We start from the raw sequence: 22,445 nt of genomic DNA on the forward strand, positions 1-22,445 counted from the left end.
CGACCTGGGCCTTGTTTGTTGTCCGGAGCTGTTCAGCTGTCGCACACCACCGACTGCCCAACGGCCCCGGAGAGATCCGGGGCCGTCGACTTCCCGTCACTGGGCCAGGTCTCTGGCGTGTCAGCTGGCGCAGTTCGGGATGGGAATGTCGCCGTTGGCGCAGTTGGTGGGCGTGTTCTCCCTGACTCGGGAGGCGACCAGAGTGACGACGCCGCCGCTGTTGAGGATGCCGCCGGGGGCGACGGCGGCATCGTTCTTGTTGACGTTGCTGGACGTGATGTTCGTGGTGCCACCGCCGACGTTGGCGATGCCTCCGGCCCGGTTCCCAAGAGCGTGGTTCATATTCACGTCACTGCTGACGATGCGCAGCGTGCCGTCGTTCGCCAGGCCACCTCCGACACCGCTGGTGGCGGTGTTGTCGGTGATGCGGCTGTTGACGATGGTCATGTCTCCGTCGTTGGCGACGCCGCCGCCGTTCACGTTGGCGGTGTTGTGGAAGATGGAGGTGTTCACGATCCGGGTGACGGTCCCCGAACCGCCGCCGATTCCACCGGAGAAGTTGGCCCCGTTGTCGTGGATGCTGCTGCCGGTCACGGTCAGCCTGCCGTGGTTCGCGATGCCGCCGCCGAAGTCGGGCGCGTTGCCACCGGTGATGGTGGTGTTCGTGAGCGTGAGGTTTCCAGTGGACGCGACGGAGAGAATGCCGAACGGGCCTGCCATGGCGTTGCGAGTGATGGTGGTGTTCCGGCCGACGATGGTGATCGTCGTCTGGATGGGCGGCAGCGGCGTGTTGAGCGAGTAGGTACAGCCTCGTGCCAGCACCAGGCTTGCGCCGGCTGAGGCGTTGCCGATGGCGTTAGACAGGGCACCCTCGCTGCACGGAACGACTGTCTGCGCCGATGCGGGGGTGGCGGTGGCGACGACCGACGCCAGGGCTCCGGCACACATTGCCTGCGCAACGAGTGCTGACGACTTACGGCTGAACATGAATGGGTAGCTCCTTCGGAAGTCCCGGGTTCACCGGGTGCTCCCGGCACTGAAGGCAGCGGCGCCGCATCTCGGGGAGCGGTGTTGATGTTGCCCACGTCGACGCACAGCAGTTACGGGCTCGAGATGGATGTCCACCGGACGGTGCAGCCGTTTCCGTCCGATGGCCGACAGGGGAGAATCCGCGCTTCAGCCGCACAGCGCAGTCCCGGCCACCGTCATGCTCATGTCGTCGCGGGTTGCTCTGACCCGGAGCCGCGAGCCTGCCAGGTCACCCAAGACCCCTGACCCCGTCCGTCCCAGTTCCCGTCGTATTCAGCTCCGTTCGCAGCCGTTCGGACGGGACAGTCAGCAGGTGTCGCCGCCCGTGCCGGCCGCCATGAACGCGGGTGAACGCCCACGGGCGCGGCCCACACGTTGACGTCCGAACCCCCTAGCGGTCGGTGTTCCGGGCTCCGCACCCTTGTCGATCTCGCGGGTCAGCCTTCGGAGGGACGCGGGGCGCGCAGGTGCGCCCGTTCCTTCAGCTCCTCCTCATCGACCAACCTGAGCATCGGCTGACCCGGCGCGCACACCATGGTCACCACGAACTTGGTCGGTGCGTCCGACAAGGCGTTGCCGTCCTGGTAATGGATCACGTCACCGCCCGGCTCCCAGAACGTCCCACCCGCCTTGACCACACGCTCCGGCTCACCCTCGAGCTCGAACCGGAGCGCACCCTCCATCACGTAGCCGAACGAGGGGCCCGAGTGGCGATGCGGAGGGAGCCCGGGGTGACCGGGAGGCCATTCGACGAGGATGGTCATTCCGGAACCACCTTCGGGAAAGAAGGGCGGAGTGACCTCTTGCAGCACCTTGACCTCGGACGGCAAGGAGCCCTCGTGGGCGCTCCGGTGCTCTGGATTCTGCTCTGGCATCTACCACACCTCCGTAAGGCTGCCCGGAATGGACGACCCCGCGGCGGCCACCCCGCATTACCGACCTGTGTACCCGCCCAACTCATTCGGCGGTGACCAAGTTCGCCGGTTTCCGGCGCCCGCGCACAAACGCGATCTTCCAAACCAGCGACCGCCCCGGATGGACTCCCGGGGCAGCCTGAAGAGCAGCCCACTGGCATTCAGTTGGTTCGCGCTCGGGTTCGAGGAACTACGACAGGTTCAGTGGTGGCACGACCTCTGTGCCTGGCGGAGTCCGGATTTGAAGCCGTCCTTGAAGCCGCGCCGATAGTCCCGCTGTGCGTCCTTGTGCACGACGGTGGCGGCTTGTTGGCCCTTCCCGTCCACGTTGCCGTACCCGTGACCGTGCCGGTTGCAGCTGTGCGATCCCTGGCGGAAGCCGGATCTGAAGCCGTCCTTGAAGCCGCGCCGGTAGTCCTGGTGCGACTTGGGAACCTTGGCAGTCGTACTTGTGTTGACGTGGGTCTCGCCCGGTGTGGCCGCGGAAGCCTGCGTCCAGCCGAGGGGCGCAAGACCAATGGTCGCGGCGACGAAGACCGAGCTCAGGACGACCCGCCATCTTTTCATTGCGAGCATAACTATCCCCTTGGGCCAGTTTCTCACATAGAGCCAAATCCACTTTAGTCACCCATATGGGCGACGCAACTGCGCTGGAGATCCAACGGCATGCGAGAAGGCCGGACCCGCCGGGGATTTCCACGAATCCCCGGCCCGTAAAGCACCATGACCATCCGTCACGCCCGGCGAGTTCGGACCGAATAGCCAATTCGCCGTGGAGTTACGCATGCCGCAGTGAGACGGAGTCCGTACTGTCGCCGCCCACGTCGGACAGCCGGCCGATGAACCGGGTGGCCGGTCCTGACCCACCGGTCCTGACCCACCGGTCGAGAGCGGCCGGGTGAACGCGCACCGACGTGCGGGGGCTCTGGTCCGGTGATGCAATGGGTCTGCGGGGAGAGCCACGAACACCGGGGGTTACGAACCGCGTCTACGAACACCAGGGGCTTACGCACACCAAGGCTGACGAACACAGGGGTTGCGCCGTGAACGACGAAGTCGAAGAACTGGGGCCGATCGACTATCTGGTCGTGGAGTTCCCCGGCAACCGCATGACGGGAGAGGGCTTGCCCCTCCTGGTCGATCTCGTGGACCGCGGCCTCATTCGCATCCTCGACCTGACGTTCGTCAGGAAGGAGGAGGACGGCTCCGTGAGCGGCCTGGAGATCGCCGACCTCACCGGCGACGGCGAGCTCGACCTGGCCGTCTTCGAAGGCGCGTCGTCCGGCCTCCTGGGCCAGGACGACATCGAGGAGGCGGCAAGTGCCCTGGAGCCCGGCAGTTCCGCCGGCGTCCTGATCTACGAGAACCGCTGGGCCGCGCCCTTCGCCGCAGCTCTCAGCCGCGGCGGCGCCAGGATGGTCGCCTCCGGGCGGATCCCGGTGCCTGCCATCCTGGCCGCGCTCGACAGCACGGAAGCCGCTCACTGAGCGGCTTCCGACAGCCGCCGACGAGCAGAAGGGAAATCCGCCATGCCAGGTCTACTCCGTGGGGTCGCACGCACGGCTGTGGTCGCCGGAACGGCGACCGCCGTGTCGAACCGTGTGAGCCGCCGCCAGCAGGGGCGCTGGGCCGCCCAGCAGGAGTACGAGGCTCCGGCACCCCCGCCGCCCCCCGCCGCGCCCTCGACCGCTCCCCTGACCACCGATATGACGAGCAAGATCGAACAGCTCAAGCAGCTCGGCGATCTCAAGGCCCAGGGCGTGCTCACCGAGAGCGAGTTCGAGGAGCAGAAGCGCAGGCTTCTCCAGTCCTGACCGGATGCGCTGGACCACTGAACCGCTGAACCGCTGGACCCTGAACCGCTGGACCCTGAACCGCCGAACCGCGTGACAGTGACTCAGCGCAAGCGGCAACCGGTAGGCGTACGGCCGAAGAGCACGGGATCCCCCTTGCGTAAAGTCTGGGGACTCGGATTCCGCTCTTCCTCAGGAGTTCCCTCATGGAGCACAACTCCCGTACGTCACTGACCCGTCGAGGGTTGCTGCGCACCGCCACCGGGGTGGGTCTCGCCGCGTTCGGGGTCGGGTACGGGGCCGCGAGCGCCGCCGCCTCGGTGGGCGCGACCTCGCGGTTCGATCTGTCGCAGCCGTCGTACGACCTGTTCCGCGACAAGAACCTGCACAGCAACCGCGTCCAGCAGAGCTTCGCGTTCGACTCGGTCAACAAGCGCCTGTTCGTCGCCGCCAAGCGGCTGGACAGCCCGGAGTCGGCCGGTGACCTGTGCATCAGCCAGCTCGACTTCGCCGGCAACTACGTGTCGTACATGCACCTCAACGGCTTCGGACACGGCGTCGCCTTCGGTGTGCGGCCCGTCGGCAGCACCAGCAACCTGTGGATCGAGACCGACGCGAACGGCAACGGTTACGGCACCAAGCTCGCCTTCATCGGGTACAACCCCGGGACCACCGTCGACGCCGCGTCGCAGGGGTTCGGGAAGTTCCAGCCGATCTCCGGCGCGACCGAGTACACCTGTTCCATCGACCCGGTCTACAACCGCATGATCGTCCGCTACCACAAGGACGGCGCCAAGCACATCGCCGTCTACGACCTCGCGGACACCGACAAGGGCGACTTCAGCTCGCCCGTCGCCATGTTCACCCCGCCGGCCATCGCCGGCACGCCGCAGGGATACACGCTCTACGGCTCGTACATGTACTTCATCACCGGTGACGGCTACTCGGCGTCCAACCCCGACCCGGGCAACACGTACATCACCAGCATCAACATCAACACCGGTGCCATCGCCCAGGGCCCCACCCTGACCAAGGCGGGCTCCACTCTCGTCTACCGGGAGCCCGAGGGGCTCGCGATCTACCGCACCGACGCGGGTGAGTCCCGTCTCTTCCTCGGCTTCGCCTCCGGTGACGAGGGCGACCGGCGTTCCAGCATCTTTTACAAGAACGCGCTGGTCTGAGGGGGGAGAAGTGAGGAGCTTGTGAGGTGCGGGGCCCGGATCGCTGCTGCGGTCCGGGCCCCTCCCGTCACAGCGGTCACACATCTTCGCAGGAGCATCACACCGTGTGCGCATCGCCTCCGGAAAGCGTCGATAGCGTTGCTGGCCGCTCGATCTCGCGTGCGAACGTGACCAAATGCCCGGCGTCCCGGCGGCGCAGTCAGCCACAGAAAGATCGAAATGGACTACTGCTCCTCCTGCCGTCGGACCCTCAACGGGGCGCTGGTGTGCCCGGGTTGCGGCGCGTACGCCCCGGACATAGCCCCGCCGGCGACGACGTCGCTCTCGTCGTTCCCCTCGTCCTCGGGCCCCTCGGCGCATGCGTCGGCCCCGGCCTCCTCGACGTTCTTCGGGGGATCCCCCGCCGCCGACCGTGGCCACGGTGGCGGCTCCGCGGGTGCCTCCGGGGCGTACGCCGCCTCCGGCTCCGCCGACCCGTTCGACGACTTCGACCCCTTCTCCGCGGCCAAGGCCTTCGACGCGGCCGGCGCCGGCGGTGAGGCCGCCGGCGGTTCCGTGGACGTCCCGGCGCCCGTGGCCGCTTCACAGGGCGGCCGCGCCGCACGGCGGCGGAAGCTGGCGCAGTGGAAGAAGAACAAGCGCCGGGCCGTCGCCGCGACCGCCGTCGCGATCGTCGGTGGCGGGCTCACCATCGCCGCGCTGCCGAACGACGCCTCTCCCGACCGCACGCACGCCTCCGCGGCCCCGGACCCGGTGGCCACCTCGCCGGCTCTGGCCAACACGGACGTCGCGACGGACACGCCGGACGACCGGGCCTCGCGGAGCAGCAGCGACCGTTCGCACAAGTCCACCGGTCCGCGCCACGCCCGTCCGGCCAACACGCCTGCGCCGGCGGCGTCCACCGTGCCGACCGGCGCCCCGCGCCACGCCGCCCCGGCCCGGAGCGCCGCGCCGCACGCCGCCGCCGCGCCGGCCGCCGCCGCGCACACCGCCGAGCCCGCCGCCCCTGCCCCGCAGACCTCTTCGCCCGCATCGGCCGGCCAGTCCGGCGGAAGCACGGGCACGGGTTCCGGCTCCGGTACGGGTACGGGTTCGGGGTCGTCCGGCGGGGGCCAGGCGACGACGCCCGCGCCCGCTCCCAGCACGGCGTCACCCGAGCCCATCTGCGTGCTCGGCCTTCTCTGCATCAGCTGAGTTCCGCCGCAACGACCGAGGCCCGGCCCGGGGTTCTGACCCCCGGGCCGGGCCTCTGCGCGTACCGACGCGCGTACCGACGCGCGTGACTGCTACGCCGCCACCGCCAGGGGCGCAGGCGCCGTGAACTTGTGGGCCGGTACGCCCGGCAGCGCCCTGCGGGCCAGGCCCGCGAGCGTGCCGCCGGGACCGATGTCCAGGAACGCGGTGCAGTCGAGTTCCTCGTGGAGCGTGTTCAGGGACTCGACCCAGCGGACCCTGCTGACGAGTTGGCGGGTGCTGAGTTCCTGCCACTGGCTGCCGCCGTAGTGCGCGCGGGCGTCCACGTTCGCGACGACCGGCAGCACGCCCGCCGCGAAGTGGGTCAGCTCGAGGGCCCGGCGCAGGGCCGCGCTCGCGGGCTCCATGTAGGGGCTGTGGCAGGCGGCCGTCACCGGCAGGACGCTGTAGCGCAGGCCGGCATCCGCCGCTCGTGACGCCGCCGCGTCGATCGCCGTACGGCTGCCCGCGATCACCGTCTGCTGGGGGCTGTTGTGGTTGGCCACCCACAGGTCCGCGCCCTCCTGCCGGAAGGTGTCGACGAGGGCGGCGACCTCGTCGACGTCGGCGCCCATGACGGCGGCCATCGCTCCCGGCCGGCGCCGGGCGACCTCGGCCATGGCACGGCCACGCTCGCCCACCAGCCAGGCGCCGTCGGCGACGGAGAGGACACCGGCCGCGACCATCGCCGTGTACTCGCCGAGGCTGCGGCCCGCGACCGCCACGACGCGGGCGTCCGACTCGCGCCTGCGCAGCTCCGACCACGCGAGCAGAGAGGCCGTGAACACCGATATCTGCGCGTGGTCGGTGCGCGACAGCGTCTCCTGGTCGGCCGTGAGCAGCAGCTCGGCGACGTCGAAGCCGGAGGCGCGCGAGACGGACTCGACGAGTTCCCAGGACTCGGTGGCGCGCCAGGGTTCACCCGTCCCGGGCCGCTGAACTCCCTGTCCGGGAAAGAGGACGGCGTAGCGCGGCGAGGAGTCGGACGACTCGTGGAGGTGCGTGGTCATGATCTTCCCTTCCGGTGGCGGTCGGTATGAATCGTGCGGCCTGCCCGCTCAAGGCGTGGAAAAGGAATGCTGTTTTTCCCGGCCTTGAGTCGCGCATTGCCGCCCGCCCCGAATCCTTTTCCCCGGGTGGCGCCATTCGGGTGCCGGTCGGATGGGAGGACATGGCATGACCACTGTGGTCGAGAAACCCGTCGCACAAAGCCCGGACATCTCCGGGGAGAGTCAGCCGGAGCGGCCCGACAGCGTGCATGTGCGCGTCGAGGAGCTGCGCCGGCTGCGCACCGAGGTCCACGCGGGACCCGGGGTGCGGGCGACCCAGGCACAGCACGACCGGGGCAAGCTGACGGCTCGCGAACGCATCGAACTGGCAGCCAACTCACCGCCCAGTCACCGGTGTTGAACGAGGCCCATCTCGCGGCCTGTGAGGTGCGGGTCGACGCGCTGCTGTCGGCCGGGCGGTTCCAGGAGGCCGTGGGCGACGCCGTCGCCCTCGTCGAGGAGCACCCGTACCACCAGAACGTGCACGCCCAGCTGATGCGCGCCCTGTACGCGTCCGGCCGCCGGGCCGCCGCGCTCGAGGTCTACCAGTCGCTGCGCCGCCGCATGAGCGACGACCTCGGCATCACGCCGTCGCCCACCACCAGGTCCCTGCACCACGCGATGCTCCAGGACCGCCCCGACCAGCGCTATCTGTCCGCCGCGGGAGCCGTCCGCTGACCCTGCCCCGCACCACCGTCCGCGGCCCCCTGACGTCCCTCAGGCGCCGCCCTCGGACTCCCACAGGGTCTCCAGTGCCCTGGTGGGCCCGCCCAGCGAGCGCACCTGCTCCAGCGCGGCACCCACGAACGCCCGCAGCCGGCCCGTCTCGTGGTCGGTGGGCCAGATGAACGCGTACTCGATGCGGGGGGCATCACTGAACGGCCGGAACACCAGGCCGGGGCGCGCGTAGTACCGCACACCCGCGGCCGCGACCGGCGTCACCCCCTTGCCCGCGAGGACCAGCGACAGCGCGTCCTCCCAGTGCGTGATCGCCTGGCCGTGCGGAATGGGCCGCCCCGACGGCGTCTGCCGCGGGAAGTGATGGTCCAGCCAGTGGGCCGGCACCGGCCTCGTCACCGTCAGCAGCGTCGCCTCCGCCAGATCCTCCACGCTCAGCGTCTCGCGCCGCGCGAACGGGTGCGCGGACGGCATCAGGAGCACCCGCGGCTGCGACAGCAGCACCGGCCCCGTCGTCAAGTCGGCCTCCGCCACCGGGAGTTCGGTGACCTGAAGGTCGATGTCCCCGGCGCGCAGCGGCCCGTACGGGTCGGATATCTGCACCTGGCGGATCTGCACGTCCACGCCCGGGTGACGGCGCGCGAACACCGCGGCGACGGTGTGCAGCAGATGGCCGGTGAACGCCCCCGAGAAGCCGATCCGCAGCGTGCCGGTGATCCCCCGGCCGGCCGCCGCGGCTTTGGCGATCTCCTCCTCGATACGGCGCTGCGCAGGGCCGATCCCGTCCCTCAGCTGCTCCCCGATGGCCGTCATCGTCACGCGGCGGCTGCTGCGCTCGAACAGCTTCGCGCCGATGCGGCGCTCGACGCGCGCGATGGTCTGGCTGACACGGCTCTGCGAGACACCCACGCGTTCGGCGGTCCGGCCGAAGTGCAGTTCCTCCGCCAGCGTCAGAAAGATCTCGATCTCCTGGCGTTCCATGTCCTCCCCGTCCTCGGCCTCGTGCCCCCCACCAACCCGCTCACCTCGAACGATGAGCCCGGCGAATCGATCGTTGCACAGATCGTTCTTGTTGCGCAGGTGCCCCGATTCGATGCTGGTCAGGCCCGATCACATACGAAAGGACACCCCTGATGGCCGTCACCGAGTCCTCTCCCCCCACCGAGACCGACGTCCTCGCCCCGCCACCGCCGGTCGCCGACGTGGGCCCCGCCGACAGCTCGTTCAGCACGCGGGGCCGGCTCGTCCTGATCACCCTGTGCTGCGCGACGTTCATGTGCGGCCTGGACTTCTCCATCGTCACCGTCGCCCTGCCCGACATCGGCAGCAGCCTCGGCTTCTCCTCGCCCGGCACGCTCCAGTGGGTCGCCACCGCGAGCCTGCTGCCCTCCGCGAGCCTGCTGCCGCTGTTCGCGCGCGTCGCCGACCTGGTGGGCCGCAAGAAGCTCTTCACCTTCGGCGTGGCCCTGTTCACCCTGTTCTCGCTGGGCGCCGCCCTCGCGGGCAGCCCCGGCCTCCTGATCGCCACCCGCGTCGGCCAGGGCACGGCCGCCGCGATGATCGCCCCCGCCGCCATCGCCCTGATGACGGGCTACTTCCCCGAGGGCCCGCAGCGCGCCCGCGCCCTGGGCCTCAACGGCGCCGTCATGTCGCTCGGCTTCGTACTCGGCGCGCTCGGCGGCGGCGTCATCACCAGCGGCTTCAGCTGGCGCTGGACGATGGTCGTGCTGTGCGTCATGGGCGCCGTCGCCCTGGCCGGCGCGCTCGCGCTGCCCGTGATGCGGGAGTCCACGGCCGCCAAGCGCATGGACATCCCCGGCGCGGTCCTCGCCACGCTCGGCCTGTTCGGTCTCGTCTTCGGCATCTCCACCGGCGGCGACAAGGGCTGGGTCCGCGCGGACTCGCTCGGCTCCGTCGTCGGCGGCCTCGTCCTGCTCGGCGCCTTCCTCCTGGTCGAGCGGCGCCACCCCGAGCCGCTGATCCCGCTCAGTGTCCTGGGCCGCCCCACCGTCAAGTGGTCCGGCCTGTTCGGTGTCGTCACCTTCGGCATGTGCGCCGGCACGACCGTGCTGCTCAGCCTCTACATGCAGGACGTCCTCGGCTTCACCCCGCTCCAGGCCGGTCTGAGCTACCTCGGTGAGGGCGCGGCCGCGACGCTCGGCGGCATGTACGTCTCCAAGCTGCTCGGCCGGTTCGGCGGCAAGCGCGTCCTCGCGGCCGGTCTGCTGATCCAGGGCGCCGGCACCGTCGCCATGTTCACCCTGCCGCAGAGCGGCAACATCGCGCCGCTCATCATCACGTCCTCGGTCATGGGCCTCGGCCACGTCTTCAGCGTCGTCTCCTTCATCACCGTGATGACGACGGGCGTCAGCGAGGAGGACCAGGGCGTCGTCGGCGGCCTGTCGCAGCTCCCGCAGTACGTCGCCGCGATCGGCGTCGCCGGTCTCAGCGCGATCGCCGCTGCCCGCACGAACGCCCTCGCGGGCGGTTCGGGTCCCGATGCGGCCGCCACGCTCGGCGGGCTGCACGCCGGCATGGTCACCGCGGGCGTGGTCGCCCTGGTGGGTGCGGGGCTTGCGGCGACCGTGCTGCGCAAGCGCGCCTAGGGCCTTTCGTCGGATCAGGCCGGATCAGGGAGCGGGGTCTGGTGCGTGCAGCTGCAAGGCGGAGGCGGGAGTCGACGCGGAGCGTCGACGAGTGACGACAACGCCGCAGATGTGCGTGCCAGACCCCGCGAGCCCAGCATGATCCAGACGAGAGGCCCTAGCCGCACGCGGGGTGCGGGAATTTGGTCGCGGGGAACGTGCGTGCCGGTCGCGCACTTCCCCGCGCCCCTCGTCCGGGGTGCCGGCGCTGTTGTTCTGCGGGCCACGGGCCGCGGGCCGGACCCGCGCCCCTTCGGAACATCACCAAGGAGACCGACCCGTGAACGACAGGCGACTGCGCAGGCCCTCTGCCGTGTGTTCCGTGCAGGTGGGCGATCTGAAGGTCAGTTACGTACCGGACGGCGCCATGCTGTTCAAGCCGCCGGAGCCGCCGCGTGCGGGCCTCGGCGCCGCCTATCTCAACGACACCGCCCATCTCGTCGCCAACACCGGCGGCCTGCTCGTCCAGTCCGACGGGCGGGCGCTGCTCATCGACGCGGGGTTCGGACCGCACTCCGTACCGGAGGACCCCGACCACCCGTACGTCGGCGCGGTGCACGGCGGTTCGCTGCTCGACAATCTGGCGCGGCTCGGGGCGCGGCCCGACGAGATAGAGGTCGTGGCCTTCACTCATCTGCACCGGGACCACATCGGCTGGGCGTGCACGGATCCACCGGTGTTCACGGCGGCCGCGTTCGCCGTGCCGAAGAGCGAGTGGGAGAACCGCCATCAGGTGCCGGGGCTGACCGCCGAGGCGCTCGCCGCGCTGGAGCGCCGGCTGCGGCTCGTCGTCCCCGGCGAGGAGATCTTCCCGGGCGTGCAGACGCTGGCGCTGCCCGGCCACACCGCGGGCCACACCGGCTTCACGATCACCTCGCGGGGCCGTCGCCTGCTCGCGTTCGGGGACGCGCTGCACTCGCCGCTCCAGGTGCGCCACCCCGAGTGGTTCACGGTGCCGGAGGGCGACCCGGCCCAGTCGGAGCGCCACCGGCGCAGGCTGATCAGCGAACTCCAGCAGCCAGGCACCCTCGGCTTCGGCATCCACTTCGCGGACGTCGTCTTCGGACAGGTCGTCCCGGACGGGGCGGGCGAGGGCGCCGACTGGCTTCCCGTCTGACCGCCGCGCCGGGACCCGTGCAAGACAGGCCAGTACGCGCTTTCCCCTCCGGGCCCGTGGACCTCTTGTCGCCCTCGGGCCCATCTGCTTGACTCCGCGCGCCAGCACGCCAACTCACCGGCGGAGGAAGCCATGGAGATCACCCGCAGACGCCTGCTGTCCGCCCTGTCAGCCGCCGGTCTCCTGACGGTGATCCCCACCGGACGGGCGAACGCCGCCGACGCGGCCGCGGACAGCACTCGGCTCCTCGCCAACACCGTGGGTGTCCTCGCGGGGACCGAGGCCTCCAACTCCCGTACGGAGACGGCCGCCAAGCGCGCCGCGATCGACAAGGCCGCCCGCGCGAACCTGAAGTCGATGGACGCGGCCGGCCCCGGCGAACTCTTCGCCGGGCTCGTCCTCGGCACCGACGAGGGCAGACTCAACACGGCGTACAAGCAGTTGTACGAGATCGCCCTCGCGACGCGCGCGCCGGGCGCGGCCCCCGACCTGTACGGCGACGAGGCGGTGCAACGCCGCGTCATCGACGGCCTCGCGTGGCTGCACGAGCGCTACTACGGCGACCAGTCCAAGGGCTACTACGGCAACTGGTTCTACTGGGAGATCGGCCTCTCCCAGTTCATCAGCAAGACCCTCGTCCTCCTCGCCGACGAGGTGAAGGCCTACCGCCCGGACCTCCTGCGCACCTACGTCGCCTCCATGGACGCGTACCTGCGCAACGGCACCGACGGCGACGTGAACCTCGACTCCCGCTTCCACACGGGCGCGAACCTCGCCGACATCACCACGAACCGCATCCTCCAGGGCGCGCTCCTCATCGGGGACGGCGGCGGCGCCCCCGACGGCGAGGCCCGCATCCGCAAGGCCCTCACCGACCAGCTCACCGTCTTCGCGACGATCGACCCGTACGCACTCGACCACGGGGTCACGGACGGCTACTACGCCGACGGCTCCTTCATCCAGCACGCGTCCGTCGCCTACACCGGCTCGTACGGGAAGGGCCTGCTCACGCGGGTCGTGCAGACCCTCAAGATCCTCGACGGCACGGGCTTCGCGCACGGCGGGGAGCTGGTGCCGACCGTGGTGGGCTGGGTGCGGAACGGCTTCGCGCCGCTCATCTTCGAGGGCTGGATGATGGAGATCGTCAAGGGCCGGGCGGTGTCCCGCCCGGACACCGGCTACACCGACGTCGCGATCGTCGTCGAGGCGGTCGTGGATCTGGCGTCACTCGCCGAGGACACCACCGGCGCCGACGCCACCGCCCTCAAGAGCTACGTCAAACACATCCGGGCCACCTCGCGCGCCGCCCTCGACCCGTCCTCGTTCGTCTCCCCCGTGAGCATCACGCGCTACGCCGACATCACCGGCGACGCGTCCGTCCCCGCCGAGGACCTCAACCCCGCGTCGCGCACGGTCGCGTTCAACGCCATGGACCGGACCGTGCACCGCAGGCCGGGTTACGCCTTCGCGCTCGCCCGGAGTTCGAGCCGCATCAGCAAGTACGAGTACATGAGCGGCGAGAACCTCATGCCGTGGTTCCAGGGCGACGGCGCGTACTACCTGTACCTGTCCGGCCAGGACCAGACGCAGGCCTACGGCGTCGACTACTTCACGACGGTCTCGCCGTACGCGCTGGCCGGGGTCACCGCGCCGGTCGAGGAGCGCCGCACCGTCCCCGAGCTCTACGGGAAGCCGTACTACGACAACCCCGGCCACCCGCTGAACTTCACGTCGTCGTCCGAGTCGCAGAACACGTACGTCTACTTCCCGTGCGGCACCGGCCCGCACTCGGGCGGCGCCGTGCTCGGCGCGTACGGCGCGGCCGCCATGGTGCAGTCGGACGACGTCCCCTACCGGGACAAACAGAAGGGCATCCTGCCCGGCGACTTCGTGGTCTACCGCAACGCGACATCGACGAAGTCGTGGTTCCTGTTCGACGACGAGATCGTGGTCCTCGCGGCGGATGTCGGCGACCCGGCCGGGCGGGCCGTGACGACGACCGTCGACTCCCGCACGGCAGCGCCTGACGACCTGGCCACGGTCACCGGAGCGCTCCGCGACGGCCGTCCGTGGAGCGGCCCGGGCACCGGCGACCTGCACTGGCTGCGCTACGCCAACCCGACCCGCGGCACGTCGCTCGGATACGTCTTCCTCGACACCCCGCGCGTGCGGGTCGCCCTCGACAAGGTCAGCCGCAGCCGCCGCGTGGTGCGCACCGCGAACCCGGACACCGCGGTGACCCGCACGGTCCTCGGTGTGACGGTCGACCACGCGGCGGGTGCCCAACCGGCCTGCCTGGCCTACGCGTTGGTGCCGAACGCGGCGGAGGCCGCCCTGCGCTCCTACACCCGCCACGACAGCCCGCTGACGGTCCACGCGAACACACCGCGCCTCCAGGCCGTCACCCACAAGGGCCTCGGCCTGACCGCCGCGAACACCTTCACGCCCGGCCGCCACGAGACCGCGGGCCTGCGCGTCGAGGGCCCCGCGTCGGTGCTCGTGCGGCGCGGGCGGCGCCACGGAGACCCGGTCACCGTCGCGGTCGCGGACCCCACGACGCAGCGCGACACCGTGACCGTCCTGCTCCACGGGCGCCCCCTGAGCGAAGTCACCGCGGACCCGCAGGTGCGGGTGACCCGCGTCCACGGCGGCACCCGCCTGGACGTGGACACCCGCCACACGTACGGGCGGAGCCTCACGGTGACGCTGCGCTAGCGGGAGTTCGTCACGCTGCCGGGATCCGGTCCAGGAACCCGTGCACCGTACGGATCCGGCCGTCCTCGGCCAGCGAGATCACGTCGGACCCCGCGACGGGCGCGGAGCCGTCCGCGGTGGACACCAGCTCCCAGGTGAACCGGGCGATGTCGTGGTGCGCGTCGGCGGTGCCGGTCTGCCGGAACGCGAAGCCCGGGAACTGCTCGCGGGCCGCGGCGATCACCGCGGCGATGCCCTCGTGACCCGCCACGTCGGCCAAGGGGTCGGTGTAGCTGCCGTCCTCGCTCCACGCGGCGGCGACGGCCTCGGCGCGGGCGTCGTCGCCCTCGGCGTTCCAGGCCTCGAAGTAACGGGCGACGGCGGTTTCGTGAACGGGGATGACGGACATACGAATCGGCCTCCAGCCAGGTCGGACGAGGGTCCGGAGCCCGGGAGGAGTGCGCCGCCCGGGTTCCGGATGTCCTCAGCCTGCCGGGCGGGCGGACGGAGGTCGATTACGCCGGAGGTAATGCCTCGCAGGCCCGGTTCACCCATGCTGTGGTCGGACAGAACCTGATCCGTTGTTCATCGTCTGTGCTCGGGAGGCCAGGATGTTCGTCCCGTTCGGGGCCCTTGATTTTCTGGAACGTGCCGCCACCGTCTACGGGGACCGGATCGGCGTCGTCGACGAACCGGTCCAGCCGGCCGAACCCTGGGAGGACCTCACCTACCGCCGGGTGGCCGAGCTGGCGCGCGCACAGGCCGCCGGGCTCGACGCGCTCGGCGTGCCGCTCGGCGCGCGCGTCGCGGTCGTGTCGCCGAACAGCGCGCGGCTGCTGACCTCGTTCTTCGGGGTGAGCGGATACGGCCGCGTCCTCGTACCGGTCAACTTCCGCCTCAGCGCGGAGGAGGTGAGCTACGTCGTCTCCCACTCGGGCGCCGATGTCCTCCTCGTGGACCCCGAACTGACGGACCGTCTCGCCGACGTCCCCGCCAAGCACCGTTTCACCATCGGGGCGGCCGCCGACTCCGAGCTCTACCGCTTCGGCACGGACCCCAGCCCCTGGACGCCCGACGAGAACGCCACCGCCACGATCAACTACACGAGCGGCACGACCGCCCGGCCGAAGGGCGTCCAGATCACCCACCGCAACATCTGGGTCAACGCCGTCACCTTCGCCCTGCACGCGGGCGTCACCGACCGGGACGTCTACCTGCACACGCTGCCGATGTTCCACGCCAACGGCTGGGGCATGCCGTTCGCCATGTCCGCGCTCGGGGTGCGCCAGATCGCGCTGCGCAAGGTCGACGGCGCCGAGATCCTGCGCCGCGTCGACGAACACGGCGTGACCGTGATGTGCGCCGCGCCCGCCGTCGTCAACGCCGTTCTGGACGCCGCCCGTTCCTGGAAGGGCGCGATCCCGGGGCGCGACCGGGTCCGCATCATCGTCGCCGGGGCGCCGCCGCCCACCCGCACGGTGGCCCGCGTCGAGTCCGAACTCGGCTGGGAGTTCATCCAGATCTACGGCCTCACGGAGACGTCGCCGCTGCTCACGGTGAACCGCGGCCGCGCCGAGTGGGACGAGCTGGACACGTCGGCACGCGCGGAGAAGCTGGTACGGGCCGGGGCGCCCGCGCTCGGCGTGACGCTGCGTACCGACGAGGAGGGCGAGGTGCTCGCCCGGTCGAACGTGATCCTTGAGGGCTACTGGGAGCAGCCCGAGGAGAGCGCGAAGGCCCTCGCGGGCGGCTGGTTCCACACGGGCGACGGCGGCACGGTCGACGAGGACGGCTATCTGACGATCAGCGACCGCAAGAAGGACGTGATCATCACCGGCGGCGAGAACGTGTCGTCCATCGAGGTGGAGGACGCCCTCTTCAGTCACGACGGCGTCGCCGAGGTCGCCGTCATCGGTGTCCCGGACGAGAGGTGGGGCGAGACGATCAAGGCGCTCGTGGTCCTGTCCCCCGGCTCGACGGTCACGGAGGACGAACTGATCCGCCACTGCAAGGAACGCCTGGCCGGCTTCAAGGCGCCCACGTCGGTCGAGTTCCGCGACGAACTGGCCCGCACGGCAACGGGCAAACTCCAGAAGTACAAGCTGCGGGCGCCGTACTGGGAGGGCCGGGGCCGGGGGGTGAACTGACACCTCGCGGAGGGGCCGGTGGACGGGCATGCACCCGGGCGGACGACCCGGGGTGCCTGTACCCCCTCCCGTCGGCAGAGTTACCGGCATGGAACCCCACTACGGCACGGTCCCGCTGATTCCGGGCGCCGAGGCCCTGCCCGAGTTGGACATCCCGCAGCCGGGGCGGCAGAACCGGCTCTCCGTGCTGGTGCGGCTCCTGCTGCTCCTGCCGCACTTCGTCATGCTGACCGTGCTGTCGGTGGTGACGTTCTTCGCGGTGGTCGCCGGCTGGTTCGCGGCGCTGCTGCTCGGGCGGCTGCCCGCTCCGGTCGAGCGGTATCTGGCGGGGTTCCTCGGCTACGACACCCGCGTGAACGCCTCCGCGATGCTCCTGACCGGCCGCTATCCGCCCTTCGAGCTCGGCGAACCGATGGGTTACCCGGTGCGGGTGCGCGTGCAGCAGTCCGTGCACCTCAACCGGCTGGCCGTGCTGCTCCGGCTGCTTCTGGTGATCCCCGCGGCGCTCGTCGAGTTGGTCGCCACCGTCGGCTGGTGGGCCGTCTCCGCGCTGTCGTGGCTCGTCGTGCTGCTCCTCGGCCGGATGCCGCTGCCGCTGTTCGAGGCGACGGCTGCGGTCCTGCGCTACCGGATGCGGCTCGGCGCGTACGTGCTGCTGCTGAGCCCCGCGTACCCGAAGCGGCTCTTCGGCGACCAGTCGGCGCCGGACGCCGTCGTCGGCACCGTCTCGGGCCCGTCCGCGACGCGGCCGCTGTTCCTGGGGACGGGGGCGAAGGTGCTGGTCGGAGCGTTCCTGGTGCTCGGTCTCGTCGGAGGGGCCGCGAACAGCTCCCGCTACGGCGCGGACGGCTCCGCCGCCGTGCAGGCCTCGCTGCCCGGCTTCTGATCACTCGCGGACCGTCGCCGGACGCCTGACCGCCGGTGTCCGCGCCTGTGACCTACGGCATGACAAAAGGCCTGTTCCGGTGCACTATGCCCCGTTTACGGTGGAGCGCATGTCTCCCCTGGCCCGCATCAGTACCTCGTACACCCCGCGCTTCGCGGAGTTCGCGTTCGAGCCCGGCTTCACGGCCGCCGTCGACCAGCATGTGGCGGAGCTGCGGGACAAGCTGGAGGCGGGCGGGGGCGCGCTTCAGCCGCAGACCCCCGACCGGGAGGTCCTCTCGGACTACGCGCTCGGCTTCCTCGACGCCCTCGCGGAGAACGGCTGGCGCGAGCCCGTCGGGCACGACTACGCGGTGTGCCGCCTCACCGCCATCAGCTGGCTGGTGAGACGGCACGATCTCGCGTAGGGGAGCTTGACGGGAGCACGTCACATATCGTCGGTGCGCTCGCGCTCCTGAACGGGCTGGTTCGTCAGCGCGTCCTCGCGGCCCGCCTGGTAGGGGGAGATGCCGCGGGCCTTGGCCGTCTCCTGCTCGGCGCTGTTCAGCATGCGCTCCCAGCGCTGCCGCATCGGGACGATCAGACCGCCGCCCACCCCGACGACGACGATGCCGACGGCGGCGGCGAGCGCCGCGATCAGGACCGGCTGGGTGACCGACGTGGCGATGCCCGCCTGGCTGAGCGCCGCGATCACACCGAGCGCGACGATGCAGGCCCAGACGACCGTGCCGATGGTCCTGCCGTACGAGACCGCCGACAGGGAGTTGGTGACGATGTCGCGCACGACGTTGGCGATGGCCATGGCGATGACGACCAGGACGATCGCGACGATGGCGCGCGGCAGCCAGGCCACGATGCCGTTGATCATGTTGCTGACGGGGTTCGGGCCGAAGACGCCGAGTGCGATCTGCAGGGTGATCAGCAGCAGCGCGTAGTACACGACCTTGCAGACGATCGTCGTCATGTCGTACTTGGAGCCCTCGAGCATGCGGGCCGCGCCGGCGCGCTCGGCGAGTTTCTCCGAGCCGACCTTGCGCAGGACCCGGTCGAGCACGCGGGCGATCATCTTCGAGATGAACCAGCCGATGGCCAGAACGACCACGAAGCCCACGAGCTTCGGCACGAACTGGGCGACCTTCGACCAGGCGTCGTTGAGGCCCCCCGTGAAGTCCACGGCGAGTGGGTGGGTGTCGGTGAGCTTGGGCATGAGTGGTCCTCCACTCGCAGGGGCCCGTTCGCGCCGCCGCGCCGGGCGGTCAAGCCCCCCACAGGTGCAGCGATGTGCTCCTTCGTGGATATCAGCACACGAATGGACGCGGCCCGTGGGCCGCGTCCATTCGTGTGACAGGTGCAGCTCCGCCGCCTCGGACGTCCCCGCGAGGACCGCGCCGATCGGCACCGCGCCGTCGCACCGCGCGCGGTGAAGCTGATGGGGGCTCCTGGACGCCGAAGGGCGGGCCGTGGGGTACGGGCACGTGGATGTCCGGGCGTAACCACCCGCCGTCCACGGCGTGTTCGCTCCGCTCGTCCCCGCCCGCACTGCCACAGTGACCAGGTACAGAATCACCCGTTTCGCGCGTTTCATAATTTTAGTGCGTTACGCCGGTCTCCCAGGGAGTGTGGTGAGCATGGCCCACGTGCACGTGATCCTCAATCAGAAGGGCGGCGTGGGTAAGTCCACGCTCGCCGTCAACCTCGCCGCCGTGACGGCGGACGTGCTCGGCGCGGGGGCCGAGGGCGGCCAGCCGCCCGTCGTCGCCGTCTCCATCGACCCGCAGGGCTCCGCCGTGTGGTGGTCGGAGCGCGTCGGCGACGGGCTCCCCTTCGACTTCGTGCAGGCCCACGACGACCTGGCCGGGCTCGCCGCGCTCTCCCGCATCCCCTCCGCCCAGCACGTCTTCGTCGACACCCCGGGCTGGCTCGACCTCGCCGAGTCCGCCGGCGAGGACCCGCTCGGCAAGGGCGCCGCCGCGGACGCGCTGCGCGCCGTCCTGTCCAACGCCCACGACGTGATCGTGCCGATCGAGCCCGAGCCGCTCGGCTTCCAGCCCACGCAGCGCACCATCGAGCGCGTCGTGAAGCCGCGCGGCCTGCCCTACCGCGTGGTCATCAACAACTGGGACCCGCGCGACGGCAAGGCCGACCTGGAGCAGACGCGCGCCTTCGTCGAGGCCCAGGACTGGCCGCTGGCCCGCACGGTCGTACGGCACTACAAGCTGCACACGCGCGCCTCCGCGGACGGCCTCGTCGTCACCCAGTACGGCGCGAACCGGGTCGCGCTCCAGGCCCGCGAGGACTTCTTCCGCCTCGCCCTGGAGGTGGGCCTCGCCGCGATCCCGGCCCCCGCCAAACGCTCCGCGAGCAGCACCCGTACACCTGCGAGGAAGAACGCGCAGAAGCAGGATGCGCAGGCCGCGACGGCCAAGAGCACCAAGGCCAGGAGCGCCGGGAACGCCAAGAAGGTGAACGTCTGATGGGGCGCCGTACCGATCTGTCCTCCCTGCTGTCCTCCGGCGCCCCGGCCACGGCCACGGAAACAGCGGGCGAAGGCACGCAGCCCGCCGTCCGCGACACCACGCACCCCGTCACCGTCGCGCTCGCCGACCTCGCCGAGAACCCCGACAACCCGCGCCACGAGCTGCGCGACCTGGACGGGCTCACCGAGACGGTGCGCGAGCGCGGAGTGCTCCAGGCTCTCGGGGTGGTCCCCCGCGCCGTGTTCCTCGCGGCGCACCCGCACCACGAGGAGGCCGTGGGCCGGGCCCCGTACATCGTCCTGCACGGCCACCGGCGACTCGCCGCGGCCCGGATGGCGGGCCTGGACGAGGTGCCCGTCCTGGTGCGCGAGGACGCGTCCCGCACCGACGAGGACGCCCTGATCGAGAACGTCCAGCGCGACGACCTCACCGAGCTGGAGCAGGCCCAGGCCATCCAGGGCCTGATCAAGAGCTACGGCTACTCGCAGCGCCAGGTCGCCGCGCGCATCGGCAAGACGCAGGGCTTCGTCTCGCAGCGCCTGTCCCTGATGAAGCTGCGCGAGGATCTCCAGGAGGCGCTGGCCGACGGACGCGTCTCGGTCGAGGACGCCCGCCGCATCGCCCGCCTCCCCCAGGAGGAACAGGCGCTCCCCGGCGACACCGGCACACCCCCGCCGACCGTGCCGAAGGCCCGGCGTGATTACGGCGTAATCAAGATCGACAGCCGGGGCACCCCGGAAGAGGTCGTCGAGTCCCTCCGCCGCCATCTCGCCCCCGCGGCCCTCGACCGGATCCTGGAACTCCTCGCCCGCTGAGCGCACCCGCGGGCGGCCGGGAGCCGGGTGGCGGGGGGATTCCTCTACCGTTGCCTGAGAATGCGCCACGGAGAGCAGTCATCGCACATGTCCACTGGACCGGTTCCCACCCTCGCCCCCGGCGTCTCGGCGCCCGCGGAGGCCGTCGCACCGCTGGTGCGCGGCATCGACGTGCTGCGCGTGCTCACCGACGCAGGCGGCACGCTGAGCCTGAGCGAGCTCGCGCGGGCCACCGGTCTCGCCCGGTCCACGGTCGACCGGATCTGCGCGACCCTCGCGCACATGGGGTGCCTGCGCCTCGACGGGCGTGACGCCACACTCGCGCCACCGCTGATGGCCGTGGGCAACGCCTATCTGGGCGCTCTGCGGCTGCCCGCGCTGCTCGGCCCGCGCGCCGAGCGGCTCGCGGACGAGCTCGACGAATCGGTCTCTCTCGCGGTCCCCGACGCGGACGGGATCCGCTTCATCCACCAGGCGACCCGGCGCCGCGCCATGTCGCTGAGCTTCCGCATCGGCGACCTGCTGCCCGCCGAACGCACCGCGCCGGGCCCGCTCTTCGCGAGTGCGTGGGACGAGGACCTGTGGGAGCGGTGGCGGGCGCGCCGGGCCGCGGATCCCGAGGACCGCGCGTTCCCCGCGGTGCCGCCCCGTCAGGAGGCGGAGAAGGAGCCGTTCGAGGAGCGCGTGGCGCGCGCCGGGGCCGCCGGCTGGGCCCTCGACGACCAGCTCATCGAGCCCGGCCTCGTCGCGCTCGCCGTGCCCGTGCGCGGCCCCGAAGGTGACGTCGCGTGCGTGGTCAGCGTCGTCAGCCACACCAGCCGGCACACCGCCGTATCGCTGCGCGAGGCGATGCTGGGGCGGCTGCGGGACGCCGTCACGGACATGGAGGAGGCGCTGCGCGGGCCCGTCCCGGACGCCCCCGCGCCGACGGGACCGGACGCGACGGGACCGGACGCCGCGTGGGCCGCCGAGGCCAAGCAGCGGCTCGGCCGGGACTTCGTCGAGTCGCTGGCCCGCGGCCTCGCCGTGCTGACCGTCTTCGGGCCCGGGCGGGCCGAGCTGAACCTGACCGGCATCGCCGCAGCGACGGGCCTGGCGCGGGCCACCGCACGCCGCGCCCTGATCACCCTGGAACACCTCGGATACGTCGCCTCGCGCGGCCGGGGCTTCCGGCTCACGCCCCGCGTCCTCGCCCTCGGCTTCCCGCCCCTGTCCCACCTCACGCTGGCCGAGATCGCCACGCCCCACATGCGGGCGCTCTCCGCCGAGCTGCACGACTCGGTGTCCCTGACGGTGCTCGACGGCGACGACATCCGGTACACGGCACGCGTCGCGACGAGCCGGGTGATGAGCGTGAACATCTCGGTCGGGACCCGCTTCCCCGCCTTCGCCACGTCCATGGGGCGGGTCCTGCTCGCGGGTCTCGCCCCGGCCGAGCGTGCCGCGTTCCTCGCCCGCGCCGACCTGGCCCCGCTCACCCCGCGCACCGTCACCGGCGCCGACCGGCTCGGCGCGCTCCTGGACGACGTACGGCACCAGGGCCACGCGCTCGTGGACGGGGAGCTGGAGGAGGGGCTGCGCTCCGTCGCCGTGCCGGTGCGCGACCTCGCCGGGCAGGTCGTCGCCGCGGTGAACGTGGCCACGCACAGCAGCCGCCGCGAGCTGGCCCGCGTCACGGACGAGGTCCTTCCCGCGCTGCTCGCCACGGCCTCGCGCATCGAGGCCGATCTGCACGTCGCCGGGCGGTTCGCCCGCATCCCCGCGGCATAGAAACAGGCCGCAATGTTG

General features: G+C 71.2%; 21 protein-coding genes and 1 pseudogene. 15 read left to right on the plus strand and 7 right to left on the minus strand.

The genetic code is table 11. The annotated features are described in order from the left end of the window. Positions 1–120: 120 nt before the first annotated feature. From OG758_RS24855 to OG758_RS24865, 3 genes are all read right to left on the minus strand, one after another. A complete protein-coding gene (locus tag OG758_RS24855) occupies positions 121–987 on the minus strand; it encodes a hypothetical protein (protein ID WP_326711994.1) in 867 nt (288 codons plus the stop codon). Between the two features lie 479 nt (positions 988–1,466). Continuing rightward, the gene (locus OG758_RS24860) at positions 1,467–1,904 is read right to left on the minus strand and encodes a cupin domain-containing protein (protein ID WP_326711995.1); all 438 of its coding nucleotides are present in this window, start codon (positions 1,902–1,904) and stop codon (positions 1,467–1,469) included. Positions 1,905–2,144: 240 nt separating this feature from the next. Continuing rightward, on the minus strand, positions 2,145–2,519 hold the full coding sequence (locus OG758_RS24865; protein ID WP_326711996.1) for a hypothetical protein: 375 nt from the start codon (positions 2,517–2,519) through the stop codon (positions 2,145–2,147). Between the two features lie 467 nt (positions 2,520–2,986). On the opposite strand from OG758_RS24865, the gene OG758_RS24870 reads away from it, so the two are divergent. The 4 genes from OG758_RS24870 (at position 2,987) to OG758_RS24885 (ending at position 6,111) form a co-directional block, all read left to right on the plus strand. Further along, entirely contained in the window at positions 2,987–3,430 is a 444-nt protein-coding gene (locus tag OG758_RS24870) for a DUF6325 family protein (protein WP_326711997.1), read from the plus strand. A gap of 42 nt (positions 3,431–3,472) precedes the next feature. Continuing rightward, entirely contained in the window at positions 3,473–3,757 is a 285-nt protein-coding gene (locus tag OG758_RS24875; RefSeq protein ID WP_326711998.1) for an SHOCT domain-containing protein, read from the plus strand. Positions 3,758–3,942: 185 nt separating this feature from the next. Beyond that, a complete protein-coding gene (locus OG758_RS24880; RefSeq protein ID WP_326711999.1) occupies positions 3,943–4,917 on the plus strand; it encodes a phage baseplate protein in 975 nt (324 codons plus the stop codon). Between the two features lie 219 nt (positions 4,918–5,136). Next, positions 5,137–6,111, plus strand: a complete 975-nt coding sequence (locus tag OG758_RS24885) for an SCO2400 family protein (RefSeq protein WP_326712000.1) — start codon at positions 5,137–5,139, stop codon at positions 6,109–6,111. A gap of 92 nt (positions 6,112–6,203) precedes the next feature. Here the strand turns inward: OG758_RS24885 and OG758_RS24890 are convergent, their stop codons facing one another. Further along, positions 6,204–7,160, minus strand: a complete 957-nt coding sequence (locus OG758_RS24890; protein ID WP_326712001.1) for an ACP S-malonyltransferase — start codon at positions 7,158–7,160, stop codon at positions 6,204–6,206. A 166-nt stretch (positions 7,161–7,326) separates the two neighbouring features. On the opposite strand from OG758_RS24890, the pseudogene OG758_RS24895 reads away from it, so the two are divergent. Together OG758_RS24895 and OG758_RS24900 are read left to right on the plus strand one after the other, a co-directional pair. Next, positions 7,327–7,527, plus strand: a pseudogene (locus OG758_RS24895) (hypothetical protein); the annotation flags it as partial. 29 nt (positions 7,528–7,556) lie between these two features. After that, positions 7,557–7,877 carry an AfsR/SARP family transcriptional regulator gene (locus OG758_RS24900; RefSeq protein ID WP_326712002.1) on the plus strand — a complete coding sequence of 107 codons (321 nt, stop codon included), beginning with the start codon at positions 7,557–7,559 and terminating at the stop codon, positions 7,875–7,877. A gap of 39 nt (positions 7,878–7,916) precedes the next feature. Here the strand turns inward: OG758_RS24900 and OG758_RS24905 are convergent, their stop codons facing one another. Then, positions 7,917–8,858 carry a LysR family transcriptional regulator gene (locus tag OG758_RS24905; RefSeq protein WP_326712003.1) on the minus strand — a complete coding sequence of 314 codons (942 nt, stop codon included), beginning with the start codon at positions 8,856–8,858 and terminating at the stop codon, positions 7,917–7,919. 152 nt (positions 8,859–9,010) lie between these two features. Between OG758_RS24905 and OG758_RS24910 the strand changes: the two genes are divergently transcribed. The 3 genes from OG758_RS24910 (at position 9,011) to OG758_RS24920 (ending at position 14,354) form a co-directional block, all read left to right on the plus strand. Next, complete coding sequence (locus OG758_RS24910; RefSeq protein ID WP_326712004.1) at positions 9,011–10,483, plus strand: MFS transporter; 1,473 nt, start codon at positions 9,011–9,013, stop codon at positions 10,481–10,483. Positions 10,484–10,802: 319 nt separating this feature from the next. Further along, positions 10,803–11,639, plus strand: a complete 837-nt coding sequence (locus tag OG758_RS24915) for an MBL fold metallo-hydrolase (protein WP_326712005.1) — start codon at positions 10,803–10,805, stop codon at positions 11,637–11,639. Positions 11,640–11,771: 132 nt separating this feature from the next. After that, entirely contained in the window at positions 11,772–14,354 is a 2,583-nt protein-coding gene (locus OG758_RS24920) for a polysaccharide lyase family 8 super-sandwich domain-containing protein (RefSeq protein ID WP_326712006.1), read from the plus strand. A 10-nt stretch (positions 14,355–14,364) separates the two neighbouring features. Here the strand turns inward: OG758_RS24920 and OG758_RS24925 are convergent, their stop codons facing one another. Further along, on the minus strand, positions 14,365–14,742 hold the full coding sequence (locus OG758_RS24925) for a nuclear transport factor 2 family protein (RefSeq protein ID WP_326712007.1): 378 nt from the start codon (positions 14,740–14,742) through the stop codon (positions 14,365–14,367). Positions 14,743–14,944: 202 nt separating this feature from the next. Between OG758_RS24925 and OG758_RS24930 the strand changes: the two genes are divergently transcribed. The 3 genes from OG758_RS24930 to OG758_RS24940 all read left to right on the plus strand — a co-directional run bounded on the left by OG758_RS24930 (position 14,945) and on the right by OG758_RS24940 (position 17,772). Then, on the plus strand, positions 14,945–16,480 hold the full coding sequence (locus tag OG758_RS24930) for an AMP-binding protein (RefSeq protein WP_326712008.1): 1,536 nt from the start codon (positions 14,945–14,947) through the stop codon (positions 16,478–16,480). A gap of 88 nt (positions 16,481–16,568) precedes the next feature. After that, positions 16,569–17,366 (plus strand): DUF4389 domain-containing protein, encoded by a 798-nt coding sequence (locus OG758_RS24935; protein ID WP_326712009.1) that lies wholly within the window; start codon positions 16,569–16,571, stop codon positions 17,364–17,366. 109 nt (positions 17,367–17,475) lie between these two features. Further along, a complete protein-coding gene (locus tag OG758_RS24940; protein ID WP_326712010.1) occupies positions 17,476–17,772 on the plus strand; it encodes a DUF6401 family natural product biosynthesis protein in 297 nt (98 codons plus the stop codon). Between the two features lie 20 nt (positions 17,773–17,792). On the opposite strand, the gene OG758_RS24945 is transcribed toward OG758_RS24940, so the two are convergent. Beyond that, positions 17,793–18,572, minus strand: coding sequence for a mechanosensitive ion channel family protein (locus OG758_RS24945; protein ID WP_326712011.1), 780 nt, complete (start codon positions 18,570–18,572; stop codon positions 17,793–17,795). Between the two features lie 421 nt (positions 18,573–18,993). Between OG758_RS24945 and OG758_RS24950 the strand changes: the two genes are divergently transcribed. The 3 genes from OG758_RS24950 (at position 18,994) to OG758_RS24960 (ending at position 22,427) form a co-directional block, all read left to right on the plus strand. Then, the gene (locus OG758_RS24950; RefSeq protein WP_326712012.1) at positions 18,994–19,839 is read left to right on the plus strand and encodes a ParA family protein; all 846 of its coding nucleotides are present in this window, start codon (positions 18,994–18,996) and stop codon (positions 19,837–19,839) included. Next, positions 19,839–20,657 (plus strand): ParB/RepB/Spo0J family partition protein, encoded by an 819-nt coding sequence (locus OG758_RS24955; RefSeq protein ID WP_326712013.1) that lies wholly within the window; start codon positions 19,839–19,841, stop codon positions 20,655–20,657. The genes OG758_RS24950 and OG758_RS24955 overlap by 1 nt, the downstream gene beginning before the upstream one ends. Positions 20,658–20,744: 87 nt before the next feature. After that, entirely contained in the window at positions 20,745–22,427 is a 1,683-nt protein-coding gene (locus OG758_RS24960; protein WP_326712014.1) for an IclR family transcriptional regulator domain-containing protein, read from the plus strand. The last annotated feature ends 18 nt before the right edge of the window (positions 22,428–22,445 follow it).

The organism is Streptomyces sp. NBC_01474 (genome assembly GCF_035918215.1).
Taxonomy (GTDB): Bacteria; Actinomycetota; Actinomycetes; order Streptomycetales; family Streptomycetaceae; genus Streptomyces; species Streptomyces aureus.

Bases quoted from the DNA above. Each gene is read 5' to 3' on its own strand.
- OG758_RS24865 (WP_326711996.1), bottom strand. From the start codon at position 2,519: ATGCTCGCAATGAAAAGATGGCGGGTCGTCCTGAGCTCGGTCTTCGTC.
- OG758_RS24890 (WP_326712001.1), bottom strand. From the start codon at position 7,160: ATGACCACGCACCTCCACGAGTCGTCCGACTCCTCGCCGCGCTACGCC.
- OG758_RS24925 (WP_326712007.1), bottom strand. From the start codon at position 14,742: ATGTCCGTCATCCCCGTTCACGAAACCGCCGTCGCCCGTTACTTCGAG.
- OG758_RS24855 (WP_326711994.1), bottom strand. From the start codon at position 987: ATGTTCAGCCGTAAGTCGTCAGCACTCGTTGCGCAGGCAATGTGTGCC.
- OG758_RS24885 (WP_326712000.1), top strand. From the start codon at position 5,137: ATGGACTACTGCTCCTCCTGCCGTCGGACCCTCAACGGGGCGCTGGTG.
- OG758_RS24920 (WP_326712006.1), top strand. From the start codon at position 11,772: ATGGAGATCACCCGCAGACGCCTGCTGTCCGCCCTGTCAGCCGCCGGT.
- OG758_RS24940 (WP_326712010.1), top strand. From the start codon at position 17,476: ATGTCTCCCCTGGCCCGCATCAGTACCTCGTACACCCCGCGCTTCGCG.
- OG758_RS24955 (WP_326712013.1), top strand. From the start codon at position 19,839: ATGGGGCGCCGTACCGATCTGTCCTCCCTGCTGTCCTCCGGCGCCCCG.
- OG758_RS24875 (WP_326711998.1), top strand. From the start codon at position 3,473: ATGCCAGGTCTACTCCGTGGGGTCGCACGCACGGCTGTGGTCGCCGGA.
- OG758_RS24910 (WP_326712004.1), top strand. From the start codon at position 9,011: ATGGCCGTCACCGAGTCCTCTCCCCCCACCGAGACCGACGTCCTCGCC.
- OG758_RS24960 (WP_326712014.1), top strand. From the start codon at position 20,745: ATGTCCACTGGACCGGTTCCCACCCTCGCCCCCGGCGTCTCGGCGCCC.
- OG758_RS24860 (WP_326711995.1), bottom strand. From the start codon at position 1,904: ATGCCAGAGCAGAATCCAGAGCACCGGAGCGCCCACGAGGGCTCCTTG.
- OG758_RS24905 (WP_326712003.1), bottom strand. From the start codon at position 8,858: ATGGAACGCCAGGAGATCGAGATCTTTCTGACGCTGGCGGAGGAACTG.
- OG758_RS24935 (WP_326712009.1), top strand. From the start codon at position 16,569: ATGGAACCCCACTACGGCACGGTCCCGCTGATTCCGGGCGCCGAGGCC.
- OG758_RS24950 (WP_326712012.1), top strand. From the start codon at position 18,994: ATGGCCCACGTGCACGTGATCCTCAATCAGAAGGGCGGCGTGGGTAAG.
- OG758_RS24945 (WP_326712011.1), bottom strand. From the start codon at position 18,572: ATGCCCAAGCTCACCGACACCCACCCACTCGCCGTGGACTTCACGGGG.
- OG758_RS24930 (WP_326712008.1), top strand. From the start codon at position 14,945: ATGTTCGTCCCGTTCGGGGCCCTTGATTTTCTGGAACGTGCCGCCACC.
- OG758_RS24880 (WP_326711999.1), top strand. From the start codon at position 3,943: ATGGAGCACAACTCCCGTACGTCACTGACCCGTCGAGGGTTGCTGCGC.